Consider the following 16072-nt stretch of genomic DNA (forward strand, 5'->3'; position numbering starts at 1 on the left):
GGTTCGACCGCCCTGCGTCCTGTCCGAAGAGAGAGAAACACGATGGCCTGGTTGAATGGCTGGGGCTTCCTGCTGCTGGCGGGGCTCTGCGAGGTGCTGTACGCCTCGATCATTCCGCGTACCGATGGCTTCACCCGCCTGTGGCCGAGCCTGTACTGCGGCTTCTTCCTGCTGCTGAGCATCTACCTGCTGAGCCTGTCGGTACGCGTGCTGCCGCTGGGGCTGGCCTATGCGGTATGGGTCGGCATCGGTACCCTCGGCACGGTGCTGTACGCCATGTTCTACATGGGCGAGCAGCTCGGCCTGCTGCGTAGCCTGTGCCTGGTCATGATCATCGCCGGCATCGTCGGCCTGAAACTGGCCAGCCCCGAACCGCTGGCCTGAGGAGCGAAACATGCGCGTACGGGTGCTGCAGCACGTACCGTTCGAGGATGTCGGCAGCATGGCCGACTGGTTCGCCGCGCGCGGCGCCGAGGTGCAACACACCCGTTTCTTCATGCCCGATGCGCGTCTACCCGCCCTGGACGAGTGCGACCTGATCGTTGCCATGGGCGGGCCGATGAGCGTCAACGACGAAGCCGAGCTGCCCTGGCTGGTGGCGGAGAAGGCCTTCCTGCGCGCAGCCATCGATGCCGGCGTGGCGGTGCTGGGCGTCTGTCTCGGCGCGCAGCTGATCGCCAGCGCCCTGGGTGCCCGGGTGTATGCCAACGGCGAGGCGGAAATCGGCTGGTTCCCGGTCTGGCGAGCGGACGAGGCGGAGGCGGGGCGTTTCGTCTTTCCCGAGCGCATCGAACTGCTGCACTGGCACGGCGAAACCTTCGAGCTGCCGCCTGGCGCCGCGCTGCTGGCGTCCAGCGAGGCTTGCCGGCACCAGGCGTTCCAATTCGGCCGACGGGTGATCGGCCTGCAGTGCCACCCGGAAATGACCCCGGCCATCGTCGCTGACCTGCTGGCCGAGTGCGCCGATGAGCTGCGTCCGGGACCTTGGGTGCAGACGGTCGATGAACTGGCCGCCACGCCCCTGGCGAACTATGCAGCGGGGCGGGTATTGATGGGGGAGGTGCTGGAATACCTGCTGCAAGCGTGACCATGAGCGAAAGGGGCACCGTGTGCATGTCCCGCGCCAGCTCCGCCATGCGCCGGGCTTCGGTGCTGCGCGCCCCGTCCCAACGGTCCTGGTTGGGCGGGCCCGCCCAGGTCGAGCGAAGCGAAACCCGACGCGCGGTGTGTCTGACAGGCTCCACCTCCTCTCGCCACGTGTCAGGGCTGGCGCCGAGGCCGTTCACTTCAGATACCACCCCCACGCCTCGCCACTTTCATAGCGGGTGATCTGCTTGGTCTCCAGATAGTTGTCCAGGCCCCATTCGCCCAGTTCGCGGCCGATGCCGCTGCGCTTGACGCCGCCCCAGGGCAATTCGCTGAAGGTGGGTTGCGAGCAGTTGATCCAGACGATGCCGGCGCGCAGGCCACGGGCGACGCGTTCGCAGCGCGCGGTGTCGGCGGACATCACCGCGGCGGCCAGGCCGTAGTCGCTGTCGTTGGCCAGGTGCAGAGCTTGGGCCTCGTCGTCGAACGGGTTGACGCAAACCACCGGGCCGAAGATTTCCTCGCGCCACAGGGCGCTGCCCAGCGGCACGTCGGCGAATACCGTGGGTTGCATGAACCAGCCTTTCGGCTGGCTGGCGGGACGTTCGCCGCCGCATAGCAGGCGTGCGCCGTCGGCAAGGCCGCGGGCGATGGCGGCGCCGACCCTGGCGTGCTGGCCGGCGCTGACCAGCGGGCCGAGCAGCACGCCGTCCTCCAGGCCGTTGCCGATGCGGATCTTCCGGGCTTGCTCGACCAGGCGTTCGAGCAGGGCGGGGTACAGCGAACGCTCGACCAGTACCCGCGAGGTGGCGGAGCAGACCTGGCCCTGGTTCCAGAAGATGCCGAACATGATCCATTCCACCGCCGCGTCGAGGCCGCTGTCGGCGAACACCAGCAGCGGCGATTTGCCGCCCAGCTCCAGGCTGATGTTCTTCACGTCGCGAGCGGCCGCCTGCATGATCCGGCTGCCGGTGGGCACGCTGCCGGTGAAGGCCACCTTGTCCACGCCCGGATGTTCGACCAGCGCCGCTCCGGCTTCGCCGCCTAGGCCGGGGATGACGTTGAGCACGCCGGCCGGCAATCCGGCTTCGTCGGCGATGCGCGCCAGCTCCAGGGCACTCAGCGGGGTCAGTTCGGACGGCTTGAGGACCATGCAGCAGCCGGCGGCGAGGGCCGGTGCGACTTTCCAGGCGGCCATCAGCAGCGGGTAATTCCAGGGGATCACCGCTGCCGCCACGCCCACCGGCTCGCGTACCACGCTGGCGCGAAAGCGCGCGTCGGCCAGGGTCACCGGGAACTCCTCGCCGTCCAGGCGCTCGGCCAGGTCCGCGTAGTAGTCGAAACAGCCGGCAGCGTCGGCGATGTCCCACTGCGCCTCGGGCAGCGGCTTGCCGTTGTCGCGCACTTCGAGCACGGCCAGTTCGTCCTGGCGGGCGCGGATGCCCTCGGCGATGCGTCGCAGCACGGTCGCGCGCTCGGTGCCGGGCAAGCGTGGCCAGGGGCCTTGGTCGAAGGCCCGGCGTGCGGCGCGCACGGCCAGGTCGACGTCCGCCGGGCCGGCGGCGGCGACCCGCGCCAGCAGGCCTTCGTCGCTGGGGTCGAACACTTCGAAGCGGCCACCGGCCTGCGGGGCGAGCCACTGGCCATCGATGTACAGGTGGGGGCGGTCGAGCATGGACGGTCCTCGTCAGTCAGGATTGAGTGGTGCTCAGCAGGCTGCGGGCGTCATGCACGCCGTCGACGAAGCGCCACTGCGGGTCGTCGTAGACCTGGCCCAGCCAGCGGCCGACCAGTTCCCGGTATTCGTGGCCCTGGCGGTATTCGCCGATGAAGCGGTCGATGGCCTCCAGCAGGCCGATGTTGGCCGGTGCGTTGGCGACCGCCGCGCAATAGAACCACAGCTCCGGGGCGAGGTTGCCCGGCAGTATTTCGAGGCGCCCGCGCCACGGGCTGGTCTCGCCATGGCAGGCCCAGTGGTAGATCGGCAGGTCGATGGCGAAGGCGTCCACCACGCCGTCGAGCAGGCAGTCGTGGATCATGCCCTGGTCGTTGTAGGCCAGCAGGTTGGCCAGCCGGATCCGTCCGCCGGGCTTGGCCTCATTGGCCGGCCAGCGCAGGCCGAGGTCTTCCAGCACGGCGATGGCGGCGGGGTCGTTGACGCAGCCGAGGACCTTGCCCTGCAGGTCGTCGAGGCCGCGGATACGCGCGTCGCCGGTGCGCTTGGCGAGCACGTAGGGCAGGAACACGTAGGGCGCGGAGAAGGCCACGTGATCGTAGCCCGGCATCGGCGGCAGGGCGCTCCAGACCAGGTCGGCCTCCTGTTCGCGGCGATGGCTGCCGGCCTCAAGCAACTGCAGGCAGCGGTCCCAGGGGTATTCGATGAAGCGGCACTTGACGCCCAGCCAGCGTGCCAGTGCCTGGGCCATTTCCGCATCCAGGCCCTGCAGCGGCTGGCCGGGTACTTCGCGGAAGGACAGTCCCTTGAACTGCGGTTCGATGGCGATACGGATCTCGCCGCGCCGGCGGATGTCGGCGAGGCGGTCGTAGCCGGCATCCAGGTGCAGCTTTTCCTCCTGCAGCAGGCGGCGCAGGTGTTCGGTGCGCTGCGCCGGTTCGCCTTGGCGGTACAAGCCCTGCAGGTCGCCGATCAGGCCCTGGCTCCAGTTGCTGCGGCTGCGCAGGTGGCGGTCGGCGCCTTCGCCGAGGCGCACGCCGGCGGCGATGACCCGGTTGTTGCCCTCGATCTCGGCGAGGTGTTCGCTCATGTGCTTGAGCAGGTCGTGCAGCGTCGCCAGGGATTCGCCGACCCGCGCGCTGAGCTGGTCGAAGCGTTCCTCGGAGGCATCGAGCAGGCCGTTCAGGCGCTCGGCGAGGATGCCCAGGTCGATCTGCTCGTAGGCTTGGCGGGCGTTTTCCTGGGTGCGCAGGGCGAGGTTGCGGATCTCGTTGGCGACCACCGCGAAGCCGCGTCCGGCCTCGCCGGCATGGGCCGCCTCGATGGCGGCATTCAGCGACAGCAGCTGTACGGTGCGGCCGATGTTGTCGATGTCGCCGATGACCTTGTGCGAGGCGGCGGAGCGGTCCTCGATCAGGCCGACCAGGGCGCTGAACTGCTCGGAGAAAAAACCGTGGGTGGCCTTGAGCTCCAAGCCGACTTCATTGCGCAGCTGTTCGGCACCGGCGCTGCTGTCGTCGAGAAAGCCCCGCGTATCGCCGACGTAGCGCAGTTGCTCGGCGCTGCGCGCGCTGATCTCGCCGAAGACGTTCTCGACCTGCTCGACGGCCTGGCGGCTATGTCGTTGCAGGGCTTCCAGGCGGTCGAGCAAGGCGGCGAGGGCGGGGGATTCGTCGATGGCGGGCGCTGGCGGCGGGGCCATCAGGCGGGCGCGCAAGGTGGCGGGCATCTGCCCTGCTTCGAGGGCGAGGGCGGTGTCGATGTCGCCCTCGAGCAGGGCCTGTTGCCAGTGTGGGCGGGGCGCCCTGGTTTCGCGGCCTGTGCTCCACCACATGGCGGTCTCCTGTGTCAGGCGGTGTGGTCGATCGGCACGGCCCGCGGGTGGGGGCGGTGACGAGTGGGGAAGACGACGCGGCGAGGGGCGCCGCCCGGCGGGCGGGCCCGTACCCGGTCGCGGGTACGGGCCGGTGGCTCAGTGTTTCAGCTTCTTCGGCTCCGGGTCGGCGTAGCTGTGCTTCTCGTGAATCATGGTCGCCACCAGGGCGAACAGGCTCACGGCGGCAACGAAGAAGGTGATCACCATCAGGATGGCGGGTTTGTCGGCGAAGGTGAAAACCGCGGCGGCGCCTTCGAAGGTCGTGATGCTCATGGTCAAGCTCCTGTGCTGGGGGCGTGGCACTTGGCGCCCGCCCCGGGATGGGTCGTCAGGCGGGTTTGCTTTCGACGATGAGGGTGGTGAATTCGCGGCCGTCGTCGACGGTGGCGTGGCCGTACAGGGTGCTCCATTCGGGGTAGGCCTGGGCCGGTACTTCGGTGAGGTCGAGCCCGCGCTCCTCGGCGTGGGCCGGTACGCGCAGCATGCCGATCTTCTTCAGGCCGTAGGAGATGGCATAGCCGGGGATGAAGCCCAGCGCGGCCATGACCAGGGCGCCGACCAGCTGGCCGGTGAAGCTGATCTCGGCCATGCCGTTGACGTTCGGGTAGCCGGAGAGGAACACGCCGCTGATGAGCAGGCCGGCGAAGCCGCTGAAGCCATGCACGGCGAAGGCGCCGACCGCGTCGTCGAGGCGGAACTTGAGCAGCAGGTTGTTGACCAGCGGCGCGGCCGCGGCGACGCCCATGCCGATCAGGTAGGCCAGGCCGGGGTGGTAGAGGTCCAGGGCCGGGGCCACGGAGATGATCCCCACCAGGCCGCCGGACATCATCCAGAACGGCTCGCGGGTGGTCAGGTAGGCACCGATCAGGCCGCCGGCGAAGCCCATCAGGGTGTTGAAGGCGAAGGCCGAGAGGTTGGTCGGCTGGCCGTAGATGTTGATCCACTGGGCGCCGCTGTTGTAGATGATGCAACCGCCGAGGAAGCCGAAGAAGCCGACGATGATCAGCATCAGGCCGACCACGCTCATCGGCATGCTGTGGCCGACGATCTCGTTGGCCGAGCCGTCCGGGTTGAAACGGCCGATGCGCGCGCCGAGGTTGATCACCACGGCCAGGGCGAAGAAGCCGGCGATCATGTGCACCACGCCGGCGGCGCCGACGTCATGGTAGCCGAACTTGACCGTGAGCCAGCCCTCCGGGTGCCAGCCCCAGGCCGCAGCCAGCAGCCACAGCACGCCGCCGAGGATGATGGTCATGATGATGAAGGCGCTCATCCGCGTACGCTCGATGATCGCCCCGGAGAGGATCGAGCCGGTGGTGGCGGCGAACAGGGCGAAGGCGCCCCAGAAGATGCCGGTGGCGTTGTCCTGCAGGTTCGGGCCCATGGACTCGCTCCAGGGCATCGCCGCCAGGAGCGCGTCCATGCGCGGCACCAGACCGTCGGGGAAGGCGTTGTACACGGCCCAGCCGAGCAGGAACACGCTGGGGATGACGAAGCCGAAGGCCAGGATGTTCTTGACGCCGGCGGCCAGGGCGTTCTTCAGGCGGGAGGCGCCAATCTCGTAGGACAGGAAGCCCGCGTGGATCAGGATCATCAATGCCGTACACCACCAGTAGAATATTTCCATATTCAGGGTGTTGGTCATTTCTATCAGGGCCTGCAGCTCTTGCAGTGTAGGTGTCGTCTGCTCTTCCATCGCCGAATCCTCGATGCAGTAGTTGGAGTTGGTTGTCACCGGCAGATCAGTGGCGGTCGCGCCTGTACAAGGTGTCGTTGCGTTTTTATCTATAGTTATAAAAAGTTCTCGTGAAGAAATAGCAAGCCTTGTGCCAGAACCCGTTCGGGAGCGCCGTAGAAGGCTTGCGAGATTTCGTTGCGCCGGACGTGTGCCCCCTTTCTGTTCAAGCTTCGCGCTGGCGCCTGAAATTGGTTCGAAACCGGGGCGAACGTTCAGCTCGCCGGGCTCCTGTTCTGCAGCATCGCCTGGATCTGCTGCACCGATTCCTGGGTGCGCCGGGCGAGGTTGCGCACCTCGTCGGCCACCACGGCGAAGCCGCGGCCCTGCTCGCCGGCACGGGCCGCTTCGATGGCGGCGTTGAGCGCCAGCAGGTTGGTCTGCTCGGCGATGCCCTTGATCACGCCGGCGACCTGGGCGATCTGTCCGTAGGTGGTCTGGATGCTGGCCTGCTCGCGTTCGTGCATCTCGGCGGCGGCCTTCTCGTCGCTGATCTCGCGCACCGCGCCGGTGATGTGCAGCAGCACGCCACTGCCGTCGCGCAGGCAGCGGCCGCGCTCGCGGAACCACACTTCGCCGCGGGTCTTGTGGCGCATGCGGTATTCCACGGCATAGGAGCCATCGCCTTCGGTGTCGGCCATCGCCGCGCCGAAAACGCGCATGACGTTCTTTACGTCGTCCGGGTTGGTCACCGCGAAGTAGCTGTCCCAGCCGTCGGGGAATTCCTCGCGGCGGTAGCCGATCAGCGCGCGGAACTGATCGGACCAGCGGATCAGGTTCTGCGGGTGGTCGGGGTCGCCGTCGACCACGTTCATGTCCCAGCAGCCTTCGGTCAGGGTGCGCTTGGTCAGCTCCCAGACCTGCCGCTCCGCCTGCCAGGCGACGTGCTCGGCTTGCAGTTCGGCCAACTGATGCCGGGTGTCGAGCAGTTCCCGCTGCAGCTCGCCATTGCGGGCCTCGGAGGCCTCCAGGCGAGCCTGCAATCCGGCGTATTCCGTTGCCGTGCAGGGAGGCGGCGGGGCGCTTTCGCTGGCGTGGCGGATACGGCGCAATTCGTCGCAGTGCCGATGCAGGCGTTCCAGGCCGGCAAGCAGTTGCGGCTGGCGCTGCAGATTGGGCTGCGCATGCAGCTGTAGCGGCTGTTCGGCGAGTAGCCGATCGAACAGTTGGCCGAGTTCATCGGCCAGACTCCGGGAAGCGTTGCTGAACCACATCGGCCGGTTCTCCTCGAGTAGGTGATACGAGGCGGCCGCTTTCGTATCGACCGCCACTGCCTGATTGCCAAGCAATTCCCTTTCCAAGATCGAGTGCAGACGGGCGCTCATGGGTAGGTTGGCGCTGAGCGCAGCGAAGCCCAACGGGACCGGTACGAACGTGTTGGGCTTCGTCGCTGCGCTCCTCAGGCTGCGCGCCCCGACCCAACCTACGCGCTCCAGGCTTTTCTTGCCGCTTGTGGCTTGCCGCTACGCCCTGACCCGGCTCTTGTCCGGGTCGTAGGCGACGGTACCGGCGACGACGGTGGCGCCGATGCGCTTCTGCTGGCCGTCGAGCTTGCCGATCTCCAGGCGCGTACCGGGCTGGCAATACGCCACGTCGAGCCGGCACAGGGCGATGTTCCTGCCGAGCAGCGGCGAGCGGGTGGCGCTGGTGATCACCCCGACCTGGGCACGGCCGGCATGCACGCAGTTGCCGTGGTGGGCGATTTCGTTGCCCTCCAGTTCGAGGCCGACCAGCCGCTGCAGCGGATGCTCCTTGCGCCGCAGCAGGGCCTCGCGGCCGATGAAGTCGTCTTGCTTGCTCTTGAGCGGTACGCAGAAGCCGATGCCGGCCTCGAACGGGTCGGTCTGGTCGCTGAATTCGTAGCCGGCGAAGATCAGCCCGGCCTCGATGCGCAGCATGTCCAGCGCGTGCAGGCCCAGCGGCACCAGGCCGAGCGGCTCGCCCAGCTGCCAGAGGCGCCGCCAGACCCGCATGGCGTCGTCCGGGTGGCACCAGATCTCGTAGCCCAGCTCGCCGGTGTAGCCGGTGCGCGAGACCATCAACGGGCAGCCGTTGTAGTCGTCCAGGCGGCCGACCAGGAAGCGGAACCAGCCCAGCTCGTCGAGCGGCGGCTGGGTGCCGGGTGTCCAGATCATCCGTGCCAGCAGTTCACGGCTCAGCGGTCCTTGCACGGCGATGTTATGGATCTGCTCGGAGGCGGACTTGACCCACACCTTCATGCCCAGCCTCTCGGCCTGCTCGCGCAGCCAGACGCCGGCGTAGTCCTCGCCGCAGATCCAGCGGAAGGTGTCCGGCCCCAGGCGCAGCAGCGTGCCGTCGTCGAGCATGCCGCCGTGCTCGTAGCACATCGCGCTGTAGACCACCTGGCCGACCGCCAGCTTGCGCACGTCGCGGGTCAGGCAGTAGTTGAGCAGGGCCTCGGCGTCGGGGCCGATGACCTCGAACTTGCGCAGGGCGGACAGGTCCATCACCGCCACCCGTTCGCGGCAGCCGTGGTATTCCTCGATGGCTCCGTAGCCATCGAAATGGGTGGGGGTCCACCAGCCGCGGTAGTCGACGAAGTGGCGGGTGAGGGCGGAGGTGCCGGGGTGGAAGCCGCTTTCGCGGGTCAGCACCGGGTCGGCGTCGGGCGTCTTGCGGTTGGCCATGGCGATACTGAAGCGCTCCTTGTCGGAATACACGCGGATATGGATGTCGGTGGGCTGCCAGCCGTTGGCCGGGTCGATGTCGTCCGGGCAGGAACTGCTGGCGCAGACCAGCTCGGTCATGGCGCGCAGCAGCACGTAGTCGCCGGGGCGCGACCAGGGCTCGTCGAGGGTCAGTTGCTGATGCGCGTCGACGGCAGTGTTGAAGAAGAAGTTGATCGCCGGCCAGCCGGGGCGGCCGCGCACGCCGTACGGGTGCAGGACGCGGCTGATGTTGTCGCTGCAGTTGGCGTGGCCGAAGTAGCCCTGGCTTTCGTAGTAGCGCGCGGTGCAGGCCAGGGCGAAGGTGTCGTGGCGGCCGACGGTGTCGCGCACCACTTCCAGCATCGGCTGCATGTCGCGGTCGAAGAACCTGCTGAACAGGCCGGGGCCGGGGTAGGCGTTGCCGTTCAGGGTGCGGGTCACGGTGGGGTCGAGGTCGATCTCGCGGCCGGCGTCGAGGCCGCGGCGGTCGAAGGCGACGAAGTCCGAGCATTGCCGACCGGCGACGTCGATCACCTGGATGTACTGCCCGGCACCGACCTCGTAGTCGCGCGCGCTGCCGGGATGGATGGTGAATTCGTCGACCAGCTCGCCGAGCGGTTCCGGCAACGCCGGGGTGAGTAGGCGGCGCGGGTTGGCGCGGCGGATCGTCAGGCGCAGTTCGCTGGCGCGCAACTGGCTGTCCACCGGCACCGGGCCGCCGGGCGCGGCGACGATCACCAGCAGTGTGGCCTCGGCGGTCAGGCTGCGGGCGAAGCCGGCGGGAGTCGCTGCCTGCCACAGGCGCGCGGCCGGGGGCAGCTGGCGGCAGTCGATGTCGCGCCTGGCGAGCCCCAGGCGCACGTGGGCCGCTTCGGCGCTGCCGCCCGCCAGCAGGCGGGCGATGAAGTCGGCACCGGGCTGCGCGTGCAGGCCCAGCGCCGCCAGCGCCTCGCGGCCATCCGCGGCGAAGGCCAGCAGTTCGGCTAGTTGGTCGCCTTCGAGGTCGATCACCTCCAGGTGGTCGCCGGGTTCCAGCGCCACCACGGTCAATCCGCCAGGGGCGACGCGATGTCGCTCCAGGCCCGGTGCGCGGGCGAACAGCGCCGGCTCGTGCGGCCGGCTGATCATGGGTTGCTGCATGGATGGCTCCGCAAGGCTGGGGAATGCGGGGCGTACGGGGGCGCCCCGGTTTCTTGGTAGGAGCCAGCTTGCTGGCGATCCCCGGGACGTTGCCGAGCGATCGCCGGCAAGCCGGCTCCTACGGGGTCGAGGCGTCAGCCCACCGCCTCGATGCCGGGCGTCGGGCTTTCGGCCAGCGGAGCGCCGCCCAGGTAGGCCTCGAGCGAATCGTCCAGCGCCTGCAACCAGGGGGTGTGGTGCGGCGTGGCCAGGGTGCCGGTCATCAACGAGCGGTAGCATTTATTGCGGTAGCCCATGATGTCCTCGTACTTGTCGTGCTTCCAGTCGAGGAAGGTCTTGTTCACCGCGGCGATGTCGAAGCTCGGGTAATCGGTGGCCTCGATCAGCTGGCGGATGTACTCGCCCTGGAATTCGAACATCTGCTGGGCGGTTTCCAGGGTTTCCTCCTCCTGCCGCCAGGCCAGGTCCTCGGCGCGCATATGGGCGCGGTCGGGCAGGGCGATACGGCCGAGGATGACGTCGCGGGCATACCAGGCCTGGGCGTCGAACATGTTGAAGCTGTACCACTGGTCCTGCATGCCGAGGTAGATCAGCCTGGGGTTGTCTTCCCAGAACACGCCCTTGTAGAGGTTCAGCGGCCACAGGCGGTTGTCGGTCTTGAGCCGCAGTTCCTCGGCGAGGAACGGGAAGTGGTGCTTGTAGCCGGTGCACAGGACGATGGCGTCGATGTGCTTGCTGCTGCCGTCGGCGAAGAATGCGGTGCTGCCCCTGACATGGGTGAGGATGGGCTTCTCCTCCCAGTTCTGCGGCCACTGGTAGCCCATCGGTGCGCTGCGATAGCAACTGGTGATCGAGCGGGCGCCGTACTTGTAGCACTGCGAGCCGATGTCCTCGGCCGAATAGCTGCTGCCCACCACCAGCACGTCCTTGTCCTTGAATTCCAGTGCGTCGCGAAAATCGTGGGCGTGCAGCACGCGCCCGGCGAAGCTCTCGAAACCGGGGAAGTAGGGCACGTTCGGCGTGGAGAAATGGCCGCTGGCGACCACCACGTAGTCGAAGCGCTCGGTGCGGGTCAGATCCTGCTCGTAACTGTGCACGGTGACCTCGAACTGGCCGCTGGCCTCGTCGAAGACAACGCCGCGCACGGCGGTGTTGAACTGGATGTACTGGCGCACGCCAGCTTTCTCGACGCGGCCCTTGATGTAGTCCCAGAGCACTTCGCGCGGTGGGTAGGAGCCCATCGGCCGGCCGAAGTGCTCGTCGAAGGTATAGTCGGCGAATTCCAGGCATTCCTTCGGCCCGTTGGACCAGAGGTAGCGGTACATGCTGCCGTGCACCGGCTCGCCGTGCTCGTCCAGGCCGGTGCGCCAGGTGTAGTTCCACATGCCGCCCCAGTCGCTCTGCTTCTCGTAGCAGACCAGTTCGGGAAGCGCCGCGCCCTTGGCGGCGGCGGACTGGAAGGCGCGAAGCTGGGCCAGGCCGCAGGGGCCGGCGCCGATGATGGCGATGCGTTGGGTCATGTCGTTCTCCTGAAGTGTCGGCTGGACATCCGCCGGAAATGCCTTGGTGCAGCGAAGGTAATTCAGCGCGGCCCGCCTGCAACTCTCCTCCTGTGCATATCCTCTTTGGGGTATCTCGCCTTGCGCAGGGCCCCGGAGCGGCACCGCAAAAAGGCGGGAAAGGCCCGTGCGGCCTCGTTCTGGTGCGTTTGTCGAGCGGCGGCGGCAACGATGGCGATATTTCCCAATGGGAAAAATAAATTCCTGATGGTGTTTCCCCGCTTTCCTGCCGCTTTCCTCGTACAGGGCATGAAACTTGCTCCGCTGCGCATGACCCCGAGCCGCAACCGAGAGAGCCGATGCCACCGCAGACAACCATGCGCAACGCCCTGGTGAACTGGCCATGGTCCTGGCCCTGGCTGCGTGGCCGTGATGCCGCATCCGGTGAACGGCTGCTGCGCGAGCTGCCCTTGCGGCTGCTGCGCCAACCGGGCAGCGACGAGCCGCTGCTGAAGCTGTTGGCGGCCCTGCAGCGCGAGTTGTGCGCACAACATGCGTCGTTGCTGTTGCCGGGCGAAGGTGCAGCCGGCTGGCGACAGCTGGGCGCACTGGCGGGCTGCAGTGCGCAGGACGACTGTCCTTGGCGTGCCGACCCCACGCGGTTGCCTGTGGGCGGCGGATTGATGAACTGCGCCCGCTGCCTGCGCGCCGGGCGCCAGCGCTTGATCTGCGGGGTCGCCAGCGACGCCGGCGAGTCCGGTGCGTTGCTGGTGGATTTCCCGCGCCCGCCGCGCCAGGCCCAGCGCGATCGCTTGCGCGAGATCGGGCTGCTGCTCGGCGACACCTTGCAGACGCTGGCCGGCGAACGCCGCCGGCAGCGGCGCGAACTGGCCGCCGAGCGGGCGGTGCTCGCGCGTGAGCTGCACGATACGGTGGCGCAACAGCTCAGTTACCTGCAGATCCGTGCCAGCCGCATCCAGGCGCTGCTTGCCACATCGGAGCAGGAAGCCGCGGCCCAGCCGATGCTCGACGAGCTGCGCGGCACGCTGCAGTTGCTGCACCGCCAGGTGCGCGAGCTGATCGCCTCGGCGCGCCTGACCATGGGCGGCCGCACGCTGAACGAGGCCGTGCAGGCCTCGGTGGACGAGTTCGCCCGCTGCAGCGGCTGCGTCTTCGAACTCGACAACCGCATCCCGGCCGGCCTGATCACGCCCGAGGCGGAGCTGCAGGTACTGCAGATCATCCGCGAGGCGCTGGCCAACGTGGTGCGTCATTCCCATGCCCGCTGCGTGCAGGTGAGCCTGTTGCCCCGGCCAGGCGACGGCGTGGAGGTGCGGGTGGAAGACGATGGCATCGGCCTGCCGGACGAGCTGCCGGACAGCGGCCACTTCGGCCTGCGCATCATGCGCGAACGGGCCGCCGGCATCGGGGCGCGGCTGGAATTCACCAGGGGCGGGCCGCGCGGTACCTGCATACGGCTGCTGTGGAGCGGCGCATGAACGAGCCGCTGACGCTGATCCTCATCGACGATCACTCGCTGCTGCGCTGCGGGCTGGCCGAACTGCTCGGCGCGGTGACGGATTTCCAGGTGCTCGGCATGGCGGCGTCCGGTCCGGAAGGCATCGCGCTGGCGCAGCGGCTGGCGCCGGCGATGATCCTGCTCGACCTGCACATGCCGGGCATGAGCGGCCTGGAAACCCTCGCCGCCCTCAAGCGCGTGCTGCCGGACAGCCAGGTCGTCGTGCTGACGGCATCCGATTCCCAGGACGACCTGCTGGCCGCATTGCGCGGCGGGGCCGACGGCTATGTGCTCAAGGACACCGAGCCGGAGCAACTGGTGGCCTACCTGCAGGGCTGCACCCGCGGCCGGGTCACGCTGGAGCCGGGGCTCATGCGGCTGCTGGCCGAAGAACCGCGCGTACCTGCGTCAGGGCCCGAGCGGGCCGTGGCGCAGGAGCTGACCGAACGCGAATGCCAGACGCTGGCGCTGATTGCCGAAGGCCTGAGCAACAAGCTGATCGCCCGCGAGCTGGGCATCAGCGACGGCACGGTGAAGATCCACGTGCGCCACCTGCTGACCAAGCTCAACCTGCATTCGCGGCTGGAGCTGGCAGCCTGGGCCCACCGGGGCGGCTTCCTCGATCGGTTGGCGGCGCGTGCGCCGGAACGGGAGCGGCCATGATTTCTCCATCGACGGCATTCTGGTTGTTCGACTGGCTGCGTCAGGTGCTGCTCGCCGCGCCCGGCGATCTCGATCAAGTGCCGCTGGCATGGGCGCGGCTGGATGCCGGGGGCTGCATTCGCCAGCTCAACAGCGGCTGGTACGAGCTGACCGGCCATCGGCTCAGCCACTGTCTGGGGCAGCCGCTGGCCAACTTCCTTCATCCCGCGGATGTGCAGGCCTGGACCCAGGCGCTGGAACAGCTGCGCCCGGCGCGGACGGAGGTGCTGCTGTTGCGCTATCTCACCTGCAGCGGCGAGCGTCGCTGGGTCGAGGTACGCCTGCGGCGCCGGCTCGGCGGCTTCGTCGCCAGCCTGGGCGACATCACCGGGCAGATGCAGCGGCGCCAGTCCCTGCAGGCCAGCCACCGCAGCCTGAGCAACCTGCTCGACGGCCTGCCGATGATGGTCTATCGCTGCCGCAACAACCGCCACTGGAGCATGGAATACGTCAGCGCCGGCTGCCTGGAACTGACCGGCTACCGCCCCGAGCAGTTGCTGGATAGCCGCAGCCTGACCTTCAACGACCTGATCCACCCGGACGACCGCGAACATGTCTGGGCTGAAGTCCAGGCCGGTCTGCAGGCGCAGCGTGCGTTCGTCTTCGACTACCGGCTGCTATGCGCCGACGGGCAGGAGAAGCAGGTGCGGGAGCACGGCAACGGCATCTACGCCGCCAATGGCGAAGTGCTCGGGCTCGAGGGTGTGGTACTGGCCTCTGCGTAACCGTCCGTTTCTGGCTTATGCTTGGCGTCGAAAAATCCTGCCAAGTCCGTCCGTATGTCTCTCGAATCCCGTCTGCTTCGCGCACTCGCTCCCTGGCTGGCGTCACCGAAGTGGTGGGTGGCCTTCTCCGGCGGCCTGGATTCCAGCGTGCTGCTGCATGCCCTGGCGCGGCTCGCCGGGGGGCAGGCGTTGCCGCCGATTGCCGCCATCCACGTGCACCACGGCCTGCAGGTCGCCGCCGACGACTGGTCGGCGCACTGCCGGGCCGTCTGCGAGCGGCTGGGGGTTCCGCTGCAGGTGGTACGGGTCCGGGTCGCGGCGGGCGCCAGCCTGGAGCGGGCCGCGCGCGAGGCGCGCTATGCCGCGTTCGCCGATTGCCTGGGCGAGGGCGAACTGCTGCTGACCGCCCAGCACCGCGACGACCAGGCCGAGACCCTGCTGTTCCGCCTGCTGCGCGGCGCCGGCGTGCGCGGATTGGCGGCGATGCCGGCCGAACGGGCATTGGCGCGGGGGCGGTTGCTGCGGCCGCTACTGGATGTGTCGCGGGCCGAACTGGAGCTCTATGCGCGCCAGCATGGGCTCGACTGGATCGAGGACCCGAGCAACCAGAGCCTGGAACATGCGCGCAACTACCTGCGCCAGCGGGTCATGCCGGCGCTGCGCCAGCGTTGGCCGCAGGCGGCTGCGAACATGGCGCGCACGGCCGCGCACATGGCCGAGGCGCAGGCGCTGCTGGATGAGCTGGCGGTGCAGGATCTGGCCACGGCGCAAGGCCCCAGTCGTTTCGACTGGCTGCCGCTGCCCAGCCTCGCCTTGCCGCCGCTGCGCGCACTGACGCCGGCACGGCAGCGCAACGCACTGCGCCACTGGCTGGCGGATCTGACGCTGGCGCCCGATGGCGACCATTGGGCGGGTTGGAACGCGCTGCGTGACGCCAGGCCGGACGCCATGCCCCGCTGGCGGTTGGCCGGTGGCGAACTGCAACGCGGCGGGGAGAGGATCTGGTGGCTGCCCGCCGGCTGGCTGGAGCCGGCCGGCGGCCCGGTCGACTGGCCGCAGCCGGGTGTCGCCCTGGAGCTGCCCGGCAACGGAACGCTGCGGCTGGACGGGGCGCCGCCCTCCGGCCGATTGCAGGTGCGCTACCGCCAGGGCGGCGAAGTGCTCGCGCTACCCGGGCGCGGCCGCCGCGATCTCAAGCGCCTGCTCAACGAGGCCGGTCTGCCGGGCTTCGTGCGCGCGCGGCTGCCCTTGCTGTACCGCGACGGCGAGCTGATCGCGGTGGCCAATCTGCCGCAGTTGAGCGCGGGATGGCCTGCCCTGTCTTGGCGCACCCCCCCTTTTTAGCGGTTTGAGCTGATAAGGCCTTTCCGGTAGACTACGCTCCCGTCTCAATACAGCTTCTGCGGTTTCTTCGACTCCGTGGCAGTTGCGCTATTGCCGATCGGC

At 68.5% G+C, this 16072-nt stretch carries 13 protein-coding genes; 6 read left to right on the forward strand and 7 right to left on the reverse strand.

The genetic code is table 11. The features are described from left to right. The first annotated feature begins 42 nt into the window (after nucleotides 1–42). The gene (locus CXK94_RS04425; RefSeq protein ID WP_037037761.1) at nucleotides 43–384 is read left to right on the forward strand and encodes a DMT family transporter; all 342 of its coding nucleotides are present in this window, start codon (nucleotides 43–45) and stop codon (nucleotides 382–384) included. 10 nt (nucleotides 385–394) lie between these two features. Further along, nucleotides 395–1087, forward strand: coding sequence for a type 1 glutamine amidotransferase (locus CXK94_RS04430; protein WP_102893441.1), 693 nt, complete (start codon nucleotides 395–397; stop codon nucleotides 1085–1087). A 195-nt stretch (nucleotides 1088–1282) separates the two neighbouring features. Here the strand turns inward: CXK94_RS04430 and CXK94_RS04435 are convergent, their stop codons facing one another. From CXK94_RS04435 to CXK94_RS04460, 7 genes are all read right to left on the reverse strand, one after another. Next, on the reverse strand, nucleotides 1283–2761 hold the full coding sequence (locus tag CXK94_RS04435; RefSeq protein WP_102893442.1) for an aldehyde dehydrogenase family protein: 1479 nt from the start codon (nucleotides 2759–2761) through the stop codon (nucleotides 1283–1285). Between the two features lie 16 nt (nucleotides 2762–2777). Beyond that, entirely contained in the window at nucleotides 2778–4595 is a 1818-nt protein-coding gene (locus tag CXK94_RS04440) for a methyl-accepting chemotaxis protein (RefSeq protein WP_102893443.1), read from the reverse strand. A 138-nt stretch (nucleotides 4596–4733) separates the two neighbouring features. Next, a complete protein-coding gene (locus tag CXK94_RS22365) occupies nucleotides 4734–4910 on the reverse strand; it encodes a hypothetical protein (protein WP_180984381.1) in 177 nt (58 codons plus the stop codon). 55 nt (nucleotides 4911–4965) lie between these two features. Next, nucleotides 4966–6372 (reverse strand): ammonium transporter, encoded by a 1407-nt coding sequence (locus tag CXK94_RS04445; RefSeq protein ID WP_256045978.1) that lies wholly within the window; start codon nucleotides 6370–6372, stop codon nucleotides 4966–4968. Between the two features lie 215 nt (nucleotides 6373–6587). Beyond that, the gene (locus CXK94_RS22810) at nucleotides 6588–7586 is read right to left on the reverse strand and encodes a methyl-accepting chemotaxis protein (protein WP_102893445.1); all 999 of its coding nucleotides are present in this window, start codon (nucleotides 7584–7586) and stop codon (nucleotides 6588–6590) included. Nucleotides 7587–7835: 249 nt separating this feature from the next. After that, entirely contained in the window at nucleotides 7836–10181 is a 2346-nt protein-coding gene (locus tag CXK94_RS04455) for a DUF1989 domain-containing protein (RefSeq protein ID WP_102893446.1), read from the reverse strand. A gap of 134 nt (nucleotides 10182–10315) precedes the next feature. After that, on the reverse strand, nucleotides 10316–11701 hold the full coding sequence (locus CXK94_RS04460) for an NAD(P)-binding domain-containing protein (protein ID WP_102893447.1): 1386 nt from the start codon (nucleotides 11699–11701) through the stop codon (nucleotides 10316–10318). 338 nt (nucleotides 11702–12039) lie between these two features. Here CXK94_RS04460 and CXK94_RS04465 point away from each other — a divergent pair, with 338 nt between their 5' ends. From CXK94_RS04465 to tilS, 4 genes are read left to right on the forward strand one after another with little or no spacing between them, the layout of a single operon-like run. Then, nucleotides 12040–13179, forward strand: a complete 1140-nt coding sequence (locus tag CXK94_RS04465) for a sensor histidine kinase (protein ID WP_102893448.1) — start codon at nucleotides 12040–12042, stop codon at nucleotides 13177–13179. Beyond that, nucleotides 13176–13862: a response regulator gene (locus CXK94_RS04470; protein ID WP_102893449.1), complete on the forward strand. Its 687-nt coding sequence runs from the start codon at nucleotides 13176–13178 to the stop codon at nucleotides 13860–13862. The genes CXK94_RS04465 and CXK94_RS04470 overlap by 4 nt, the downstream gene beginning before the upstream one ends. After that, nucleotides 13859–14626: a PAS domain-containing protein gene (locus CXK94_RS04475; RefSeq protein WP_102893450.1), complete on the forward strand. Its 768-nt coding sequence runs from the start codon at nucleotides 13859–13861 to the stop codon at nucleotides 14624–14626. The genes CXK94_RS04470 and CXK94_RS04475 overlap by 4 nt, the downstream gene beginning before the upstream one ends. A gap of 54 nt (nucleotides 14627–14680) precedes the next feature. Next, a complete protein-coding gene (gene tilS / locus CXK94_RS04480) occupies nucleotides 14681–15970 on the forward strand; it encodes a tRNA lysidine(34) synthetase TilS (RefSeq protein ID WP_102893451.1) in 1290 nt (429 codons plus the stop codon). Nucleotides 15971–16072 lie beyond the last annotated feature (102 nt).

Origin of the sequence: Stutzerimonas stutzeri (genome assembly GCF_002890915.1) — a bacterium.
GTDB lineage: Bacteria > Pseudomonadota > Gammaproteobacteria > Pseudomonadales > Pseudomonadaceae > Stutzerimonas > Stutzerimonas stutzeri_AF.